Origin of the sequence: Klebsiella sp. w6, from assembly GCF_033100215.1 — a bacterium.
Taxonomy (GTDB): Bacteria; Pseudomonadota; Gammaproteobacteria; order Enterobacterales; family Enterobacteriaceae; genus Klebsiella; species Klebsiella variicola.
This window is the reverse complement of the sequence record NZ_CP136908.1, coordinates 105275-124877: the sequence shown is the minus strand read 5'-3', so window position 1 is coordinate 124877 and position 19603 is coordinate 105275. Positions and strand designations below refer to the sequence as shown.

The following is a 19603-nucleotide window of genomic DNA, read 5'->3' as shown; positions in this document are numbered from 1 at the left end:
CGCTTCCTGCGCTTATGTTGCACGGAAAGAGTGAGCACAGAAGGTCTTGAACTTTTCTGGGCATAATTCTATACTCCCTGCATAGAGCAACACGTTCTATGCAGTTTATGAAGGCCCCGTTAATCTTTTCTGTCCGCCAAGATTGAAGAAGATTATCGGGGTTTTTGCTTTCTGATTCCGGGGTTATACCTCAGCAGAACCAGTTCCCTGCCACTTTAAGGCGTGGCCAACCAGCAATGTCTAAACGATCAGTAATCTAGCACTCATAGCCAACCGGATCAAGAATGTGAATTTTTACACATCATTTCCACGGCGCTCTGCTTCAAGTTTAATCAGTTTTTCAATCATTTGAGCCTGCGTAATTCCTTCCTCCTCAGCAAACTGAGCCAGTTTCTCTTTTAACGGAATCTGAATGAGCGCATGTATGGATTTATGGGTATTACTACGCCTCGCCAGGGAAGCCTTCTGGCGTTCGTTCGCTGATACCGGGTTTCCTTTCCGATATGGACGTTTAGGTTTTTGTGAGGAAGTAATTACGTTTACGACCTGTGACATCTCTGCCTCCTCAAGCATCTGACTGAATACTTGAACAAAGATACTACAGGAACCGTAGGTCGGCGAAGACTAAATTACAAAATGAAAGATATCGTTGTTGGCGCAGCGGTATCTTTCAGGAGATTGAAATGTTGATTTTGAAGAAAAACTTAATATGAGACCGACCAGTCCCTCCCCATCTCCCAGCGGGACTGCCAGTGCTTCAGATAGGTATCAGCCAGTGCAGGGTAATCCCGGATGACCAGGGCATTTTCGGAGTTGCTGTTCGCCGCCGCGCGGGAATAGTTGAACGACCCCGTTTCCACGTTTCGGCCGTCGGTAATGATCACCTTGTCGTGCATGATTTTAAACTGGCTGACGGTTCGTACAGGAATACCGGCATTGGCCAGCAGATTCATCGCCGCCACACCTGCACTCCCTTTCGCGCTGTTGGCTTTCCAGTCAAGTACCACTTTGACATCGATACCCCGCTGTTTCGCCTGGATCAGTGCTCGCGTTACTTCCGGTGAAGTGAAGCTGTAGCCCATCAAGCGAATACTTTGCTGCGCAGTAACGATCGTATTCAGTACCAGCTGCAGCGCCGACCCTTCAGGAGAAAACCCCGCCTGTACAGTTGGCTGAGCCATCACCCCACCGGAAGCGAACAAAGTCACTGCCAGAAAACCAGACAATACTGAGTATTTCATTATTTATTTCCCCTGAGCTTTATTGATTGCCTGCTGAATATTCTCTGCTTCTGTCATCCCGGAAAAGACGGTGGTGTTATCCTCTGTCGCTCCATTGAGCGGCATAATAATTACACCCGGCGTGCCGGTTAAGCCTGTTGTTGTGGCGATCTGATTTATATTCTTCAACGTATTATTGATTGCTTCAATGGTGTGTTGATTAAAATTTATTTTCCCGGATTGTTTTTCAATAATCTCCTGCGTGAGTCTGCCTTCACTCAGCCCGGTACCATAGATATTATTATGGTACGTTAAATAAGCTTCGGCCCCCTTCTCTTTCCAGACCTGCAGACCAGTCTTCGCAGCGAGCAGTGATGCCGGCCAGCGGCTGCCAAAAACTGGCCACTCCATGAAGTAATACCGCACGTTCGTGTTAGCCTTCATGACTTTTTCCAGTTCTGGTGCCAGTCTGCTGCACCAGATGCACTGATAGTCGAAGAACTCGACGACCATGACCGTCCCTTCAGCGGGCCCCCATGATGGGATGTTTTCATCAGACAGAATTCTGGCTTGTTGTGCCAGCGCAGCTGATTTCAACTCGCGACTTTCCCTTTCCTGCTGTTCTGCCTGCAGCTTTTCGCTCATCTGAATAAGAATATCAGGATGCGCACACATATAATCTGCTGCAATTTCACCAATTCTTTTTTCCTGCTCCGGGTTGAATACAGAAGAATGTTCACTGGCCTGGCCCAGGGTAGAGGTTAGCATATAAGAGGAGACAGCCACCGCAATTAAAGCAGTTTTGATATTCATAGATATCCTTGTTAAATAATAAAGGAAGAAATACAAATATTATCACCCTGCCAGCATTATTAAATAACACTGGCAGTGTTGAAGGGGATAAACAGATAAAGTAAGAGGCTTTAAATAAAATTAAACCATATCGCTCTGAATTCTTGCCTGCTGCCGGCGCTGCTTTTCCATTCTCAGCTTCGCATACTGCTCTTCATCCGGCGTCACGACACTCACCGGAGTACCATTTAAGTCAACGCGTTCAGCACCGGCGATCATCGATGACAGGTATTGTTCAGAGCGAGTAATCCGTTTCAGACATTTAATGACCTGCTTATGGGACAGCGGTATCCCGCGGGAAGCTATATCGTTAAATATGGTTTCCCGGATCCCCGTCGCCAGCAGACGTGGTGTATCACCATCAAAAAGTGCGGGCCACCAGGGTTGCAGGGTATCAATGGCCACCTGCAACGCCGGCAAGCGGAGGTAACGAATTTTCCTGTTGTTTTTTTCTGGGTTAGCGGGTTCAGGCGGAACAGGTTTAGCCGAAGCGATCTGCTCCGCTTTCCTGGCCAGCTTTTCTTTTTTGACTTTCCATGCCGGCGGCGTGGTGACATTAACCACTTGCTTGCGCCTGACAATGCGTGGGCTTTCAGGCTCAGTACCAGTCGACTGTTCTGCTGGCTTTTTTTTCAGACTGAGCGTGGGTCGTTTTTCTTCCGTCATAGGTTGAGGTATTCCTGCAGTTAACACAAGGCCAGTAAGATACGCCAGGTTGCCGGCCGGATCATCCTCCCTGCAGGCAACCGGCTAATCTCTGGCTCGTTATGCAGCCACAATCCCCAGCACTGCCAGATGAACAGCATAGAACAATACAAAAAAATGGGGTGGCCAGAACCGTTTAACCTGTTTCCCGATATCAGAGCACACACTCACGACAAGAAGGGCGATCGCCAGACCAGCGACAGACTGCCCGGCATCATGAAGATTCAACAGCAGGACCATTACCGCCCACAGAAAAGCATAGCCCGTTCTTTCCACCGCTTCCGTGGCGCGGCACAGCCGGTAACTGTTGATCAGCATAAAGACGCCAGCCAGGCCATAGCTGTCCGCGGACAACGGCACCCAGGCGATCACAATAGCGATAGCCAGAAGCATATCGTTACGGGTCCGTAAGCTGAACCAGCGCATCGCCTGCCCCGTGACAGCGAATGAAAAAAGGATATTGCCCATGTACCAGGGATAGCCCACCAGGATAAACGCCCCCTGAGCGATCATCGCCCAGCACCAGAGATGATTCAGCTGCGACTGGCGGATTTCCTGGTGCCTGGCCAGGTTCATTCCCCACACCAGTCCGAACAGTGGAAAACAACCGCGTCCCAGCAGACGCATCACTTCATTGTTTCCGGCCAGCAGTAAGCCAGTGTGGTCAATCACCATCAGTACCAGTGCGACCGTTTTAATCATATCCGTTTGTCCCGGTGTCCAGGTCAGCAGGCGCTGAAGCCAGCTGTCTGTCGCGCCAAGAAATGTGTGTTGTGCTCTCATGTTTTTTTCCTTTTAGCGCTCTGGCAGACTGCCCGATTTTAATCGGGGAGGCTGCCGGAGCAGACAAGCCGCAGGCGCGTCAGTCGCCCCCGAGGGTTTTCTCGCGGTTCAGGTCACGAACCATGTCCCGCTCCACAGCCTGCAGACGATCACGCTGCAGAGTTTCTGAGGCCACCTGCTGAATCGCCGCCTCCTGGCGCCGGAACTGAGGATCATCCGGTAGCGTCGTTTTCTCCGTGCCCGGCCGGTCACGCTCCAGTCCGCGGATGACGTCCCCGATAACCTCTTTCACCCGGTCCACCGGCTCGCCGGCTTTACGCGCCTCCCCGGCCACTTCCCGGGCAGTCTGTTCCGCCTGTTTTTCCATTTCGCGGCGCTGCTGTTCTTCTGCCGCCCGCTGCGCCAGAACCTCTGGCGGGAGGATAATGTCAGCCCCGGCCTGCGGTACCGGAGCCACCGGCGCCGGTTCAGCCCATACCCGCCCGCCGGTAATGGCCCCGGGGTTCCAGGGACGGTCATCACCGGCCAGCCGCACCACCACCCCGGTATCGGGATTGTCGCGGGCCATTCTGACCCCCTCTCCTATATTCCCGGCCAGCAGGCTTTCACCATTGCGGCTGTTCTGCAGCGCCACGAACCGGGCGTCTTCATTGCCCATAATCCTTCCCTCTCCGCCGATAGCCTCCAGCCGTCCGTCCCGATCGGTCAGCGGGCTGAGCCAGATACCGGCGGCTTTCCCGTTCTTATCGAATGCCGGCAGCGCCACATGCGGCTGAGGGTACTTTTTCCCCGGAGAAATGAATTTTCCCGGTGAACTTCCCTGTGCCAGACCGGACTGCTGCAGGGCTGCCCGGCCAGCGGCGGTTTCATCCAGTGGCCTTGCCCGCCCGAACAACAGATCTGCGGTTTTCACCGCCCGGTCGTTACGGGGTTCAAGAATATCGTGCGCCGTCGCCTTCTCAGGTGAATGCTGGATGGCCTTTATCCAGCCCTCACGCCTGTCGGTATAGACCTGCACATGCTGTTTCATGCGGGACAATCCCACGTAAGCAGACTCGAAGCTGGCCATTAGTTTTCGCGCCCCCACCATACCCTCCAGCGCGATGGCATACGGTTCGCTGGCCCCCTGGGCGCCGTGAGCCGTGATAGCGTAGGCGAGGTCGATATGCTGCTGTGCTTCATCCGCCTTCGGAGTCAGCGTGCGGGTGGTTTTGCCATCAGAAAGCGTGACACTGTCACCCGAAACAGACTGCACCTCCCAGACGCTGTTGGCCACATAGCCGCGTTCCGGGTCACTCTTGCTGAAACGCATTCTGTCCCCCTGAGACACGGTGATCTCTTCCTGGCGATAAAGCGTCACACCTTCAGCAGAGGCTTCACGGGGAGAGATATATCGCTCCTTTCCTTCACTGTCAGTCAGGGTGATCAGCTGATTATCCTTATCCACATTGTCGATACGGTGGTATACGTTATCAACCAGCGCCACCGCCCCCTTGTGAGCTGTCCAGGTCGACAGTTTGCGCAGTTCACCGTCACGGATGTTGCTCGTGACCAGCACCGGCAGGGTGACTTCCTCCCTGCCAGTTTCCCCGTTCTCCCGCCTCGCTTCATGAATCAGACCGTTCAGTGCCCGCCGGTCATTATTCAGATGGGTTATAATCAGCGTCTGCGACTGTGCCTCCGGGGTCCGTCCGGTATAGTCCTTCACCAGTGCCTCGTAGAGCGTCGCGGGCTGGCCTGCCGGCAGGCTTTCCCCCTTGCTCAGCGCCTTACGTATCTCCTCTTCCTGCGTCGGCGTGAATTCCACCACTGAACTGCCCGGCACCCAGGCGCCTTCTTTCCTCGGTACTCGCTCCGGCGTGACCTGCTCGATGGTGGCCAGAGCACGATCTATATCCCGGTCAATCAGGCTGTAGACCGCTGGTCTCAGCTCAGGCACCTGGCGCACAATCTCTTTCATGATGGCAACGTCGGCGGCGCTGCGCTGCTGCATCAGCCTGAACGGCTGGCCCGGCGAAATGGACTGCAGCTGGTCGGTATCTCCGCTGAGCACTGCGCGACCTCCCCCGGCCGCAATCAGGCCCAGGGCTTTCGCCGTGTCTGACAACCCCACCATCGAACTCTCATCGAGCAGAAACAGCGTGTTGCTGAAATCGGGTGTCTGGCCATTGCGCTGCAGCAGCTGCGTGTCGTGGAGGAATGACGCCGTCGTGCGCGCGTCCACGCCGGCACTCTGCATTTCCCCGACCGCACGATGCGTCGGCCCCAGACCGATGACATGCGGGCGGGTCTCTTCCGGCAGCAGACTGATGGCACTCATGACTGCCCGGAACTGGGTGGTTTTCCCCACCCCGGCATACCCCTGAACCACCGTGAACCGGTCCGGGGTTTCCAGAATCATCCGGGTCGCCGCCCGCTGTCCGGCGGTCAGGTCCGTCATCAGACTGGCCGGCACGCGGTCCATCAGGGGGGCCACCGCGTCTTTGCCTTCCAGCACCCGGGTCAGGATGCTTTTCTCGGCATCCCAGGTCTGACGGGATATCAGCAGGTCGTTACCGTGGCCCGGGGAGACACCGACATTCAGCAACTGTCCGGACTTGATTTGTTTCTTAATGGTCATCTCAATAGACCACATCGGGACCTTATCACCCCCGGTTTCCAGTGCCGTCGCCAGCAGCTGGGGGCGGGTGAAGGTCAGGTCCTGGCTCTCTAGCAGCGGGATGGACAGGTGAATGGCCTGTTCTGCCGGGGTATGCAGTCCGGCCTTCTGCTGCGCAATGGCCGCATCCAGGTCCGTCTCTCCGGATCGGGTCTTCAGCTGCTCTGAGACCACGCTGAAGGCGGTATGCCGCGACAGCTTCTCAGTCGTGCGCGCCGCATCCTGCGCCGAGTACAGCCGGAGATGACTTCCGCTCTGCGCCAGCTGGTTGAGGGTGGCGTTATCCAGCTCACGCTGCGTCACCGACGCAAAGACCGTTGCCGTCTCGCTAACCGACCTGCCGGGACTTTCCACCCAGCCGTGGCCGATTTTAATACCGTCAAACACGCCCGCGCCCACGGCCAGGGTCTGCGTTGTTTTCTGCCCCGGCCGCTGTACCGTCAGCTGCCCGTCCTCCACTTTCATCACCGTGATGCTTTCCCCGCCCTTCAGGCGTGTGTCCGGTATCTTCCCGAGCACCGCCAGACGTTCCCCCTCTGCCACCGGCAGTGTCTCTGCCCGGAACAGCGTCCACTGGCTGTCGACCGCGGAAACCTTCAGATCCAGACGGACCCCTTCCCGGTCTTTCAGGGTCAGCATATTGCTGCTCGCGGTCACCCGGTCAATGACAAAGCGATCATGCGTCCGGTTCTCCGGATCCCAGCGTTCCATCACCATCCCCTCCCGGTAATAATCCCGCACGCCCCGGCTTTTGCTGTCCAGCCACACCGGCGTCAGGGCTGTAATGGTCGTGTCTTTCTCACCCAGCACCCCCTCATGTCTGAGGGAGTCACGGATAAGGCCGTTGAGTACGCTCTGTTCACGCGTCCCGCTGATTTGGGCCACGCTTTCCTGCCCTTCACGCACGCTGACGGCAAACTCCTGTGCCAGCCGGCTGTAGCGTGCTCCTTTATCCGGTTCACTGATGATGTCGGCTGTGGTCTGATGGCCACCCTGCCAGCGATACGTATTCACGCCGCTGTCCTTCAGCACCGTCAGCGCGCTGCCGGTCCCGCTGCGCTTCCCGCTGTCGGAGAGCAGGACCTGCACGTTATGGCGCATCGCGCCATCGAGCAGGGAAATCGTTTCCTTCAGGCTCAGCTTCTCCGCCTGATCCACGATGAGTGTTCCGCCCGGAATAAACGCCGTCCCGTCCTGCAGGGCGGATTTACCGGTCACCGTTTCCCCGGCCAGACGCACATCACCGGCGAGAAAATCACGTGAGCGGTTATCGGCCGCCAGGATATGGACGTCACGCCCCTGCTCCCGGGCCATCAGGGTTAACTCGGCCACCCGCTCCCGCTGGCCGGTTGCACCGCCCTGGCCGGAAACGATACCCATTACCGGGTGATCCTGCGCCAGCACGCTGACGGCATCGCTGAAAGGGACCTGGCGCACCACAGACGCATCGGGCGTGACTGAGACATGATTCTGGCGCTGCACCTCCTGACTCAGGGCTTTGACGGCGAGTTCATCGAGAACGTGGATGTTTGAGGTGAACAGGCCTTTCTCGCGATCGAGAGGAATAAGCTGCTCCCGTTCAATGGCGGCATCGATGCCCTTTCTCGCCAGCTCAAACACACCGTCCTTCGCCTCCAGCTGGCCGACCGTGCGTGCCAGCAGGTCGGCATACGTGAACTGCACCTTGCGGTCGCTGAGACCGGCAATCGCTTTCGTCACCACATCCGTGATATCCGGACCGTCAGTGTTCACCGGCGCGGCAGGTGCACGGGCCAGCTCAGCGGCTCGCGCATCGGCGGCCTCACGGTACCCCCGGATGTCAAACCCGGTCTCCTTCAGCGTGTTCATCCACTCCACCATCTTCTCTGCCGGATCGATGGCTTCTTTCGACTTGCGGGTATCGAGCGCGGCCACATCCCGTGACTTCAGGGAGGCATCGGGCCCTGCGGCCTCCCTGACCTCCTGAGTCCGGGTGGAGAAGGGTTCCACTGGGACCCCTTTCATCTCCCACATCCCGTGTTTGCCCACGACTTCCGTCTCATAGCCAAGCTTCTCAACCAGGGGTTTGAACGCCTCCCGGTACAGCTTCCCGAACGCTATCTGGTTCGCGTACACGTTTTCGATAAAACCTGTTTTACCGATCTTATCTGTGCCGAGAGACTGCCATTTGTCCCCGTTCTGCGTGGCGTTAATGACGACGGCATGGGTGTGTATCTGAGGTTCCTGGTTACGGTTCGTGTCGTGGTTGAATTTCGCCACAATCAGATTTCCGGTCAGCACCGTTTCGCTTTTACCGTCCGTCATGACCCGGGTCGCGGCCAGCGTCTCCAGTTGCCGCACCGCTTCGGTTACCGCCTGGTTATGGGCATCGATAAGGCGCTTATCGCCGCCCAGCATCGCCATGACCGACACGCTTTTGGGGGCCGAGAAGGTCAGGTCATAACCGGGCCGGTGCTTATTGGCGCCGTCCTGTATCCGGGTCAGGTCGCTGCCATCCGGCAGCTTCCCTTTCAGCAGTTCCGTAAACAGCGCCTTATCCACGGCTTTCCCGTCGATCCCCAGCGCTTCAGCCCCCTTACCCTGCCAGCGTTCGTCCATGCTCCCGATGACGTAGTAATTATCCTTATCCGTATAGTAATTACCGGCACTGCCCGCTGATTTAACGGAGCCAATCGACATCATCAGAAGTTCCCCCCAATCTCATCCTGCTCATCGCGGCGGTGGCTGTGGTTGATATTGACTTCCTCACGCCGCTGCATATCCCGCTGTGTCTGCTCATCTGCCAGCCAGGCGTCATACGCCTGCATGTCCTCGATGACACCGTCCTCGTTCATGCCAGCCGGCAGCATGTCCTGTCCCTGCTCCGCGGACTGCTGTGCCAGTTCCTGTTCTGTCCCGCCTGCAGCTGCAGCAGGGGTACCGACAGAGGATGCTGTTGAGGCAGCAGCGGCCGATGCGGCTGATTTTCGTTTGGTCAACGGTACGGTCGTGACCCGCAGGACGGGAGGCTCAGCTGCCCTGGCGGAAGGTTCCGCTGCCGGACTCTTTGTTGTCGGCGGCGCTTTTACCGGTGCCGGAGATACTGTCATGTCTGCTGGCGCAGGCTGACTGACCGGCTCAGGCTGTTCTCCGGCGTGACTGTCTGTATCAGCCGGCCCCGATGCCGGCGCATCCGGCGTGAAAAGTGCCCTGGCAAGACTCCCTTCAGCTTCCCGCTCTTCAAGCAGCGCACTGAGCCGGGCGTCTACACGCGTATCGAGTCGGCGCGGAATAAATCCCTCGGCAATTTTCGGACGCGGCTTGTATTTGAGGGCCAGCTTCACGGCCGGATACGGTCCGGGCAGCGTGACGTAACAGGACAGGTCCGGCAGCGTCTGAATATCGGAGTAACTGACCAGGGTTTCCCGCTCTTTTTCTTTTCCGGTCGACACACCATCACGCACAGGGTCCGCACCGTAGGAATACTGCTCGCTGGCTTTGAGAATTTCCTTCTCGCCAATTTCACCGGCAGCAAACTCCGCAATCTCCTTACTCGGGGAGCGGAAGAAGGCCCGGGTGTTCATCACGTCAAAGAGCGTGGCGGCAGGCTTGACGCCATAGATGTCTTCCAGCTGGGCATAGGACTGAATACCGAACACATAACAGCCACCAAATTTACGCGCCTCAGGGAGGATTTCGACCAGGTCCGGCAGCTTGTGCAGCGTGGGGAGCTCGTCAGCGAAGATCCACACGCGTCGGTTACGGTTCTCCCCCATCGCCAGCAGGCCGCGGATGGCAATCGACAGCCACATCGAGATAACCGGCTTCAGGGAAGCATGGGTGTCAGCGTTGGAGGAGATAAACAGCCAGCCATTGGGTCGGTCCTCACGGACACCGCGCATCCAGTCCCGGATAGTGAATGGCTCGCCGTTCTTCTCAATGCCCTGCAGATAGCGAATAGCCTTGACGTAGTTGGTCAGCACGGCACGAATGGAGATGGCCGTTTTCTCAATTTTCTCTTCAACCAGGTTCGCTGCCGGCGTGTTCTGCAGATAGGCGCGCAGCTTGTCGATTTTAATGGACAGCATGGTATCAACCAGCTTCTCGTAGCTCCGATCGTCGTCTTTGCGCATCAGAAACGCGCCTTCGGCAAAGATAGTGCGACCGGAGCCCTGCCAGAACGGGTCTTCTTTGGTACCCATCGAGATAAGGGTGTTGGAGATGTTGTCGAAGTCCGGCAGTGTCAGGCACTCTTTCCACAAATCCCAGGCCGCGCAGCGCGAGTCCAGCGGGTTGAGGATTTTATCCAGTGACGGGTCGTAATAGCTTTTGACGAACTCACAGGAGCGATCGTAAATGATGGCCATATCGCCCCGGGCACGAACATAATTCAGTAGCCGGCGGATCACTTCTGATTTACCGGAGCCTACGGTACCGTGGAGGCAAAAGTTCTGGATTTCGGAGTTTTTAAGAATAGGCAGATCGCCAATTTTAATATCAGAGGCCATACCATCACGCTTCATCTGGCGGGCCACTTCTTTGGGCTTATCGGAAAGCTGGCGCCCGCCGGTATTCTCATCCTCACTCTGCTGTTTCCCCTGGCGGCCCAGCACCCAGCTGGCGATGAAGAACGTCACGATACAGATAACAAGAGAAACCACGGCAGCAAAGACGAAACCGGTCCACAGCTGCTCTCCGCACCAGATAGTATATTTATCGGCCAGTATTTGTTCTGAGGTATATTCCAGCGACTGGCCGTAATACTGAATGGTGTATACCGGCTGGGAACGAATAATATCGCGCATCGGACCCAGCGTCGTACACCACCAGTATACGCAGCCGTTCACAAAGGTTTGCCAGCTAAGCCTATACATCAGCATCAGCCCGCACAGTACCCAGAATAAAATAAACAGCACGTAGAAAATAATATTGGCAATCTGACCAAACATGCGAAAGCGCATATTGGCGATCTGACCGCCCTGCGTCATATCTTTGGCATTGAAACTCATGGCACTAATCCGTCAGTAAATTATTAGGGTCGAAAGGACAAATCAATCAGCGAAAACAAACCTCACGGCGTTGCAGGGAATAAGCCTCCCCCATAGCAGGGTGTGGATAAATATCGCCAGGCATCAGTTTATGTGTTTCAAGAGACATGACAGGTTCAGATATTGCCATAAATAACCTCTATTCAAATAAAGACGAAAAGATTCCGCCGAAGGCGGCAACGCCTCACAGATGCACAAATAAATTGCGCAACTGTTCACCGTTCAGATCTGGAACTCATAGATTATTTGACGAATTAATTCTGACACACCAGAAAGGGGATGCCAGTATGGCCCGGGGACCGGGCCGTGGAATAGAAAGCTTACAGAATATTAGCGATCGATTTTGCCAGCTGGTCTTCAAGAACAGGCTGGGCTTCAGGGAACTTGAGGTTAACTTTATTAGCGTTAGAGACGACGCGAGTCTGGTATTTGTGCTGATTACCCGTTTCAGTACTTGTCTGCACTTTTGCGCCGGATGTTCCCTGACGTAATACGGCCACGTTATCAGTCTGAACCTGAGTTTTGGTTCTTTCCGCGATCTGAACATCGGTGATCATGGTGTAGTTCACATCTTCCACCATCGCGTCAGCAGCCATACCAACCAGACCGGCTGCAAGTCCTACACCCAGAGTCGCCCCTGCAGAACTGGAGTTGTAAGCGGTAATCCCTGCCCCTAAAGCGGCGCCAGTCACAGCGCCCTCATAACCCCGGCTTAACCAGCCCTGAGACTCACGAAGGTCCATTTTATCGGCCTTAAGCACGTTCGCCTGGATCCAGTAGCCCGCCGTATCCGGGTTACTGACGACCTGATATCCCTTTGAAGTGACGGCGCTGGCAATTTTTGCCTGCAGGCCACTCATATCCTTATCGGAGGTATTTTTGATTTGCAGATAAACCGTCTTATTATTTGAAGGTTCCAGCCAGATTGTTTCGCTCATCTGGGTTTTTACTTCCAGATTTCTCTTTTTAATGGCGGTTCCCATTGCACTACATCCAGATAACACCAGCGCAGAGCTGACGACCATCACAGCCATGACTTTATTAAGCTTCATCCTGAATCCTTGTGACATAATCAATACGAGTAAATACACATTCTCTTATGATTTCGGAATGCGCATTCACTATATACGAATTTTAAGCGAGATGTAAAAACCAATAACAACCTAGACAGATAATAATAACCAAAAGAAATTTTTAGTCTGTTAATAAACCACCATAATTGATAGGCCGCTTCTGGATGATTACCCCCCCAACTTTTCCGCTCGGAAAGAGTTTATTGCAGAGGTGAGCAATGATAGCTGATAGCGTCCAAAATCCAGATTCATGACAAAACCAAAAAAAACAGACGTTAAAATAACCATAAATGCAAAAGAAAACGGCGTGTCATAAACCACTCTATTACAAATAGCTAATAACATAATCACTGCCATGTACACAACAGCATAAATCAAAACCTTCTTAGAAAAAAAGCGATATATATTCGATTTTTCTCTAAAGTTTTTAGGAACTGACAAAAAGAGAGAGCGTGAACTGGCAATACCTAGGAGCATAATGATACTGACCCCGACAGGAAAAACCAAAACATGAAATATATACTTTTCGGTCAAATAAACAGCATCCACACTAATTACAGCGCAAAGCATATTCCATGCAACTAACACTACGCCAGGCCAAAGGCACTCCCAAAAAGATGGAATTTCAGCCTTCCCTTGTGAAAGTAGATTTTTCAGCTCCTCCACTTCCTCAATAAGTAGTTTGTTCGTAATCATCATTTTTACCTTTTACCATCAAGATAATCCTTTTGAATTTTCGCCGCTTTTGCCTCTAACTCAGTAGGCGAGTCAGCTCCTGGTAAAGATTTCACCTTACTCTTTCTTTCATTATAATCACCTTTAAACTCATTTGCTTTTGTTTTATGGTCCTTTTCCATTTCAGTATTCTCATTTTTCACCTCTGCGCCTTGCCGTTGTATGTTTTCGCGGGTTTCCTGCTGCTGTTGTTTATTCTCTGTAATCATCCCACCAACTTTCTGATCCACATTATCCTTAATACCCGCATCTTGCGTCATAGCATCGATACGACCAGAATTTTGTCGGTAGTCGGCCATTACCGATCCATTGTCACCACCACCTGACACCCCAGCCATATTCTGTCCAATGCTTTCACGACCCTGTTGATACGCAGCATCAACCCTGGGTTCTACCTGCTCTTTGACGAATTCACGCGCCAGGGCTTCACGCTGCGCCGCAATTTCAGGAGAACTGGTATTGGTCAGAATGGCCTCGGCATCCTGTGGAGCACGATGCTGAACAAAGTTCGCAAACTGCTGAGTCAGGTTTTCGTTCATCTGGCCAGTCATGCTCTCTGTGCGTGACGCCATCTCACTGTACTCATGGCTGCGTGTCCGGCTGCTTGTATACTGGTCATAGCTGTTTTTGGCACTGGAGAGTGACGCGGCAAACTGGTCAACACGCGAGCTGGCATTATTATCGGTAATGTTGCCCGATGTGGTGGTTTTGCGGCTGGTAAAGTAATCGGATGCTTCCTTAAAGTCTTTGGCCGCCTGACTACTGGTATCATGTCGGCTGTCATTCGATTCACGACCGGAAGTGCCAACATTATCTGTGTTACCCGAGCTGTGGGTCCAACCCGCACTGCCTTTAACTCCGGCCTCAGCAGATAACCCAGTTCCCCATTTACCTAGCTTACCAAACAGCTGATCCCCTGAACTCCACTTACCAGATCCGTATAAATCAACGCCCTGCGTACTTTTAGCTGAATCATCCATCAACTGCTGGAAAGACTCCTCATTACTGATGTTGTTGGCTTTCGCATTAGCAACAACCGCATTCCACATCTTGCTTCTGGCCATCGAGTCCTGCGAAGACTCGGTAGTATCAGCTCCGGTCGTTGTTGAGGCGCTGTTCCCTTTATTGGTACCAAATTGCTGCAGACTATTCCAGGCACTTGTCACGCTGCTGTTATAGCCATGCAGCGCGCTTTCGGCCTGGACATCAGCCTCACGGGCCATCTGTTGCTGCGCACTGGCTATCTGACGACCGACGTTGATATCCACCGGCAGTTTTGACATTGCACCACCACTGTCCCAGACCATCGATCCATCCCTCGTCTGCGTGCTCATGCCCCCATTCGCCAGCTGCCGTGACATCTGTCCGAAACTGGTTGTACTGTTGGTACCCCAGCTGTAGCCGCTGACGTTCTCCATCTGCATGTTGGCGAAAGAGTAATTGCCGTCCACCACGCCGGAGGCAGCCTGCGATGTTGCACTGAGCCCCGATGAAGAAAAATGGCTGTAGGCACTGGAGAAGGCTGCTCCCATGCTCTTCACGATCCCCCACGACAAAGGCGGTATCATCACGGCAATATAGCCCGCGGTGGTCGCAATATCCGAGTTTTTGAGCTGAACCTGCGACAACTCAGAGAGAACGACCGGGACGCCATTTTGCTTCGCATAGTAGGCCATTGCGCTGTTCAGGATGGCGAACAGTAATGGCCACGTCTGCAGCCAGATAAGCGCAAACACATACCCCTTTAGCACCTGCAGAGTCATCATATTAAACATGGCGGCCATCACCATGATCGGGAACATCCCAATCATTATCCCCATGATAACGGTCTGCATCAGCGGAAGTGTGCGAAGCGCCTGGTGCCCCATTGTGGCCTGTGCCAGCCGCTGCTTTTCAAGGGATGATGTGTTAGCCATATTGACCAGACTGGCGGTGTCCCCGCTGCGGGCCGCATAACTCTGGATCCCACTGCGCAGGGCGTTCATCGTGACGTTCTGGCGGATAATCTGCCCGGCGCTCTGTCCCGAGCTGTAGAAGTAATTGTAGCTGTCGCCAATCATCTGGCTGAAAAGCAGATCGGGATTAGGTTTGCCGCCAAACAGCTGACGAACATAGTAGTTCCAGGTTTTACCGCCTGTCTGAGTATCCAGCGCGAGAGCCGATTTCAGATCCCGTGAGGCCTCCTCGCATGTCTGGAACTGGTTGTTTTTGTCAAACACGCCACGCAGTGGACTCGGGTTTGCAAAAATCAGGGTATACGGATCAGGTGAATTCAGTAATTCCTCAAAAGAGTACTTATGATTGAGGAAAATATCGCCCATCACACAGTTTTGTACGTAATCGGAAAACAGCGTCGTAATCTGAGGATTTTGTGACAAAAAATCCGTACTTTTCGCGACCAGATTACTGCCAAATAACATCCCCGTTTTACTGTACGTGACACTGTCCGGCAGAGCGAAGACCATCTCATAACTCTGGATAAGCGCGTTTCCTACCCGTGTTGTCAGCGACGCCGGAATCGCCAGACCAATAGGCACATTATCGACTTCATAGACCTGCGCAACGTTACTGTAATCGATGATCTGCACAGGGGTACGAATGACAACCAGCATAGAGACCAGGGTGAGGGAAAAGACCCAGCCAATAAGGTCCATTACGTTGTGTTTTTTTACCCAGTTCCCCGCCACAATGAGTACCGAGATGGCGATACACATCTTTTCTATGGTCGACCATGTGCCGGTCCCCATAAACGCCGCAATCGCGTTCAGGTTGCCCCGTAACCAGTCGCCGCCAGCAATGGCATATATCTCAAGCATTACAGATTCCCCCCAAAATGATAGTTATTCTGGTAGCGGGTCATCATGCGGGCAGAGACCTGCTGGCGCATGTAACTCATTTGTCTGTCAACCACAAGCAAGGCGTCCTGCTGGACCTGAACACGGGACTGAAAAGCGGCAATCTGGACACTCGCCTGATTGAGGTTTTCCATGATCATATCCATTGTCGACTGGGGATAATTACCGGTTGAAATCATCGCCCGGGCCTGCTGGATAAGTTCCTGAATGTACTGCAGCAGGATGTCGTAGCCGATATAGTCCGTCAGCTGGTAAATAAGTGAGTTAGACACCCCGAGCATCTGCGGATCGACCAGGTATTTGAATACCGGAATGGTGGTGCTGGAGATAAACCCTTTCTCCTGATCCGTCAGTTTTTCATCAGCCACTGCTTTATTCTGGATACTGCTTAACAAAGCGGAAATCTGGCTTTTTAGCGCTTTATTGGAAGTGATGGTCACGGTCGCATCAGCAACGACCTTAAGACACTTATCCGAATCATTGCAGTGGTAGATTTTAGCCGTGCCGCCCTCCATCATGGCTCTAATCAGATCCTGGTCAGTGGTGCGTGCCGGCAGCGGCGTGATTTCACTGTTCTCCCCGAAAATCAGCGTACCGGTGAGCGTCATGATGAATTCCTTCAGCTCCTTATTGCCGTCGAAGAGCCGGTTCTTCGATAAGGCATTCCACATGATGTTGATGTTTTTCATCACACGTTCTTTGTCTTTATCGCTGGCCTTATCCTGGACGCTGTCCATCTTGCCGCCCACCGTACAACCCTGGCGCGAGGCGGCCCAGTCCGAAAAAATATTGCTTTCACCGGCAATGTCCTGGCAGACCTTTTGTTGAGCGACCTGGGTACGAGGAAACAGGCCACCCACAATTCCCTGAGCAGCCTGGCAGGAACTGAGGTTCATGCTGTTCATGTCAGTGGCCATCTTTTGAAGGAAGTCCTTTGCGGTTTTAATCTCCGGTACCGTGGTTTGCAAAGCGAGATCAAAAAAGTACCCCGCGGCGTTGCTCATGATTTGTTTTGCGAACCTCTGCAGCTGCTCGCTGTTGATATAGCTGAATGACCCCAGATAGGCATCAATCCCTCCGCAGCCGGCATTAATATCAGGGAGCGTCATGCTGACCAGCTGGATCGTTTTCACCTGCGTTCTGGCATACAGCGAACCGCCGGAGGCGTAACCCGCAGCCTGTCCCTGCCAGACCTGCGGCTGGCTGGTATTGGACGCAAAGCCCAGCTTATTGAAGAAGTTGTTCATATCGCCATTCACGTCGGCGGCGGCGCTAAATGACAGGCCAAGCACGGCACCGCAGAAGAGTGACAGAAGTTTAATTCGCATCCAGTCCTCCATTACGCACAGCATTCTTTTTAACTCTGTCATTTCTCAGAATAAAAAGGGTCTTCAGGTGATAACTGAAAAAATTGCGGATCGCTAATGTCACTCCGGCAACAAAGAACCCCACCCCAACAGCAATCAGCGCATAAGGGATGGCGTACATCATAATATTCCACAGGTCTTTTACTCGCAGGTCGCCGCTGGCTATCCAGTCATCCACGCAGATATTAAATAAAAATCTCATTATCCATAACAGCAGAGCACCTGCAGTGAGAAACACAATGAATAATTCCAGATAGATTTCCAGACGCCTTTCCCGGTGGATAAATTCCGGCTTCAGTTGTTCTATTTTTTCGGCTGCTGTCTGCCCGGAGTCCTTTAAACTTGCTGGAAATAAAAACGCGTACAGTCCCGTCGAACGTATATATTTGTTCATGGCTATTTTCCTTAATCACTTGCTAAGACCGGATATAACAGAGGCTAATGCATCATCTGAAATACCGTATCCACTCTGGCCATAAAGCCCTGTGCATCCGTGGCGCCCTGCAGGATCGGGTACGCTGCCAGCGTGTTTACGTTCACCAGAAACGTAGTCGGGGTCGCCACCGGGATATTGGGGAAAAAGGTCTGCATCACGTCAGGAGGCGCCGGCAGCGCTTCCGGAAACGCGTCATCACCCTGTCCGTCAATGGTGTAAGAGAACACGGAGAAGCCATACTGTCCGGCCAGCTGCTTCAGCACCGGGTCAAATTTATGACAGTAGGGACAGTGTCCCTGCATGAACAGCACCACTTTCCAGTCGCGCAGGTCCACCTGCTTTCCGTTGCTGAGTCGTAACCAGCGTGGCTGAGATGCCCCGCTCACCGCCTGGGGAGTGTCGCTCTGCGGGGAGGCCGTTTCAGTACCGGAGATACCCCGCGGATCCCAGAGCGACTTCACCTCATCGAGCGTTCCCGCCTGTGCCATCCCGGCCAGTGCAAGGGAAAGAGCCAGTGCCGCCAGCGGCGTCTTAGCGAGGTTCATCAGGCTGTTTTTCACAGGCTTTCTCCTCTTTTTCGGCTTCAGCAATCAGGGCGTTTAGAATGCGGTATCCCCCGAACACCACCATACCCAGCCCGAAGATTTCCCCGGCCTGGACGGCCAGCTCAGGCTGTTTTCTGACAAGCCTGGCTATCAGGTGGAAAAACACGCCCACGGCCAGCACCCACATCCCGGTGATATCTAAATCCGGAAAACGAATATTTCGCATGACACACTCCTTAGAAATTCGGTTTAAAGTCGCTGGAGACATAGAGGAACTGTTTCGCCAGGTCGTCCTGACTGATAAAGCCGTAACTGAGAGGCTTCACCTGGCCACTTTTCGGGTTAACCAGCATCATCGCGGGGAAGAACTTCACGCCAAGCTGCTCTGCCTGGCCCTGGTCCGTCCGGCTATCGGGCAGCATGGGGTTAATCACTCCGTCAACCGACACCGGTATCACGCTCAGGCCATAGGTTTCGCGAAAATTTTTAATCACCTGGACCAGCTGGCCATCGATCGCTTCCCGGCCCCGGTAGAAGAACATCACGCCGTAGTGCTGTGCGAGGGTGGAGATAGCCTGTCGCTGTTCGGCATAGTCGGCAGCGAGCTGGTTTTTTACCGTGCCGTTGTAGTAGCTGTGCTGCAGGTTGTAATCGAGTTCGGGGTTTTCCAGCATCGCTTTCTTCGCACTCATCGAGAACAAACCTGCCTGCTGCGTCCAGTAGTTCTGCAGCCGGAAATACTTAACGAAGTTTTCAGACGATGGATACAGAATGGCTTCGTACAACGACCGTTTGGTGGCCGCCTGGAGTGTGGCGAGTTTCTCCAGAATATCCATTTGCGGCGGTGGTGCCGCTGGTGCGGCTTTCCTTTCCTCATCATGGGGCTTAAGTTTCTCGTTGTACCACTGCCAGCCCGCGTCTTTGGCGAAAGCCGGCATCAGGGCGCAGCAAAGGCATCCCGCCAGCATGGCGGCATGTATTGTTCGCATGGCAAATACCCTTTTATGAATTATTGCGACTGGCGTGACAGATGCTGATAGACACTGTATTTATCGAGCTGGCGCTGTATCTTTCCTGCATCATCACGGGCTTCAAAGCGGTAACCGCTGCAGTACAGAGGCAGATGATTTATCTGAAGGTCCACCCGCTCCCCGTCCCTGACCACCCACGCGGCCTGAGAAACAGTGTCGCACTGGATCCCCCAGGCCCGGTTGGTGGTCATAAATGCGTTAACCTGTCTGTCCCGCCACAGGCTGTACGACATAATGCTGACCAGGAAAAAGACAAACACCCCGACAAAAACCATGACCAGCCCGTAGGCTTTTTTCTCTTCCATGAACACTCCT

General features: G+C 53.8%; 16 protein-coding genes. All 16 read right to left on the bottom strand.

Going from position 1 to position 19603, the window contains the following annotated elements:
* Positions 1-294: 294 nt before the first annotated feature.
* Entirely contained in the window at positions 295-555 is a 261-nt protein-coding gene (locus R0140_RS27780; protein ID WP_016529614.1) for a replication regulatory protein RepA, read from the bottom strand.
* A gap of 149 nt (positions 556-704) precedes the next feature.
* Complete coding sequence (locus R0140_RS27775) at positions 705-1241, bottom strand: phospholipase D family nuclease (protein ID WP_110236631.1); 537 nt, start codon at positions 1239-1241, stop codon at positions 705-707.
* 3 nt (positions 1242-1244) lie between these two features.
* Entirely contained in the window at positions 1245-2033 is a 789-nt protein-coding gene (locus tag R0140_RS27770) for a DsbA family protein (protein WP_317704079.1), read from the bottom strand.
* 120 nt (positions 2034-2153) lie between these two features.
* Complete coding sequence (locus R0140_RS27765; RefSeq protein WP_317704078.1) at positions 2154-2738, bottom strand: fertility inhibition protein FinO; 585 nt, start codon at positions 2736-2738, stop codon at positions 2154-2156.
* Between the two features lie 99 nt (positions 2739-2837).
* The gene (gene traX / locus R0140_RS27760) at positions 2838-3560 is read right to left on the bottom strand and encodes a type-F conjugative transfer system pilin acetylase TraX (protein WP_016528910.1); all 723 of its coding nucleotides are present in this window, start codon (positions 3558-3560) and stop codon (positions 2838-2840) included.
* Between the two features lie 79 nt (positions 3561-3639).
* A complete protein-coding gene (gene traI, locus R0140_RS27755) occupies positions 3640-8901 on the bottom strand; it encodes a conjugative transfer relaxase/helicase TraI (RefSeq protein WP_317704077.1) in 5262 nt (1753 codons plus the stop codon).
* The gene (gene traD / locus R0140_RS27750) at positions 8901-11207 is read right to left on the bottom strand and encodes a type IV conjugative transfer system coupling protein TraD (protein ID WP_317704076.1); all 2307 of its coding nucleotides are present in this window, start codon (positions 11205-11207) and stop codon (positions 8901-8903) included. Before traD ends, traI begins: the two co-directional genes overlap by 1 nt.
* 359 nt (positions 11208-11566) lie before the next feature.
* Complete coding sequence (traT, locus tag R0140_RS27745) at positions 11567-12298, bottom strand: conjugal transfer complement resistance protein TraT (RefSeq protein ID WP_004152629.1); 732 nt, start codon at positions 12296-12298, stop codon at positions 11567-11569.
* Between the two features lie 189 nt (positions 12299-12487).
* Complete coding sequence (locus R0140_RS27740; RefSeq protein ID WP_317704092.1) at positions 12488-13015, bottom strand: conjugal transfer protein TraS; 528 nt, start codon at positions 13013-13015, stop codon at positions 12488-12490.
* Between the two features lie 5 nt (positions 13016-13020).
* Complete coding sequence (traG, locus tag R0140_RS27735) at positions 13021-15870, bottom strand: conjugal transfer mating-pair stabilization protein TraG (RefSeq protein WP_317704075.1); 2850 nt, start codon at positions 15868-15870, stop codon at positions 13021-13023.
* Positions 15870-17249 (bottom strand): conjugal transfer pilus assembly protein TraH, encoded by a 1380-nt coding sequence (traH, locus tag R0140_RS27730; protein WP_011977731.1) that lies wholly within the window; start codon positions 17247-17249, stop codon positions 15870-15872. Before traH ends, traG begins: the two co-directional genes overlap by 1 nt.
* The gene (gene trbF, locus R0140_RS27725; RefSeq protein WP_015065638.1) at positions 17227-17670 is read right to left on the bottom strand and encodes an F-type conjugal transfer protein TrbF; all 444 of its coding nucleotides are present in this window, start codon (positions 17668-17670) and stop codon (positions 17227-17229) included. The genes traH and trbF overlap by 23 nt, the downstream gene beginning before the upstream one ends.
* A gap of 44 nt (positions 17671-17714) precedes the next feature.
* A complete protein-coding gene (gene trbB, locus R0140_RS27720; protein WP_022644930.1) occupies positions 17715-18272 on the bottom strand; it encodes a type-F conjugative transfer system pilin assembly thiol-disulfide isomerase TrbB in 558 nt (185 codons plus the stop codon).
* Positions 18244-18483 carry a type-F conjugative transfer system pilin chaperone TraQ gene (gene traQ / locus R0140_RS27715; RefSeq protein WP_004144400.1) on the bottom strand — a complete coding sequence of 80 codons (240 nt, stop codon included), beginning with the start codon at positions 18481-18483 and terminating at the stop codon, positions 18244-18246. The genes trbB and traQ overlap by 29 nt, the downstream gene beginning before the upstream one ends.
* A 10-nt stretch (positions 18484-18493) precedes the next feature.
* Entirely contained in the window at positions 18494-19246 is a 753-nt protein-coding gene (traF, locus tag R0140_RS27710) for a type-F conjugative transfer system pilin assembly protein TraF (RefSeq protein ID WP_015065637.1), read from the bottom strand.
* 20 nt (positions 19247-19266) lie between these two features.
* On the bottom strand, positions 19267-19593 hold the full coding sequence (locus R0140_RS27705; RefSeq protein ID WP_016529362.1) for a hypothetical protein: 327 nt from the start codon (positions 19591-19593) through the stop codon (positions 19267-19269).
* Positions 19594-19603: the final 10 nt, after the last annotated feature.

What these genes read in the sequence shown, in the direction of transcription:
- R0140_RS27780 (WP_016529614.1), bottom strand. Translation starts at nt 555, where the DNA reads ATGTCACAGGTCGTAAACGTAATTACTTCCTCACAAAAACCTAAACGT.
- R0140_RS27775 (WP_110236631.1), bottom strand. Translation starts at nt 1,241, where the DNA reads ATGAAATACTCAGTATTGTCTGGTTTTCTGGCAGTGACTTTGTTCGCT.
- R0140_RS27770 (WP_317704079.1), bottom strand. Translation starts at nt 2,033, where the DNA reads ATGAATATCAAAACTGCTTTAATTGCGGTGGCTGTCTCCTCTTATATG.
- R0140_RS27765 (WP_317704078.1), bottom strand. Translation starts at nt 2,738, where the DNA reads ATGACGGAAGAAAAACGACCCACGCTCAGTCTGAAAAAAAAGCCAGCA.
- traX (WP_016528910.1), bottom strand. Translation starts at nt 3,560, where the DNA reads ATGAGAGCACAACACACATTTCTTGGCGCGACAGACAGCTGGCTTCAG.
- traI (WP_317704077.1), bottom strand. Translation starts at nt 8,901, where the DNA reads ATGATGTCGATTGGCTCCGTTAAATCAGCGGGCAGTGCCGGTAATTAC.
- traD (WP_317704076.1), bottom strand. Translation starts at nt 11,207, where the DNA reads ATGAGTTTCAATGCCAAAGATATGACGCAGGGCGGTCAGATCGCCAAT.
- traT (WP_004152629.1), bottom strand. Translation starts at nt 12,298, where the DNA reads ATGAAGCTTAATAAAGTCATGGCTGTGATGGTCGTCAGCTCTGCGCTG.
- R0140_RS27740 (WP_317704092.1), bottom strand. Translation starts at nt 13,015, where the DNA reads ATGATTACGAACAAACTACTTATTGAGGAAGTGGAGGAGCTGAAAAAT.
- traG (WP_317704075.1), bottom strand. Translation starts at nt 15,870, where the DNA reads ATGCTTGAGATATATGCCATTGCTGGCGGCGACTGGTTACGGGGCAAC.
- traH (WP_011977731.1), bottom strand. Translation starts at nt 17,249, where the DNA reads ATGGAGGACTGGATGCGAATTAAACTTCTGTCACTCTTCTGCGGTGCC.
- trbF (WP_015065638.1), bottom strand. Translation starts at nt 17,670, where the DNA reads ATGAACAAATATATACGTTCGACGGGACTGTACGCGTTTTTATTTCCA.
- traQ (WP_004144400.1), bottom strand. Translation starts at nt 18,483, where the DNA reads ATGCGAAATATTCGTTTTCCGGATTTAGATATCACCGGGATGTGGGTG.
- traF (WP_015065637.1), bottom strand. Translation starts at nt 19,246, where the DNA reads ATGCGAACAATACATGCCGCCATGCTGGCGGGATGCCTTTGCTGCGCC.
- R0140_RS27705 (WP_016529362.1), bottom strand. Translation starts at nt 19,593, where the DNA reads ATGGAAGAGAAAAAAGCCTACGGGCTGGTCATGGTTTTTGTCGGGGTG.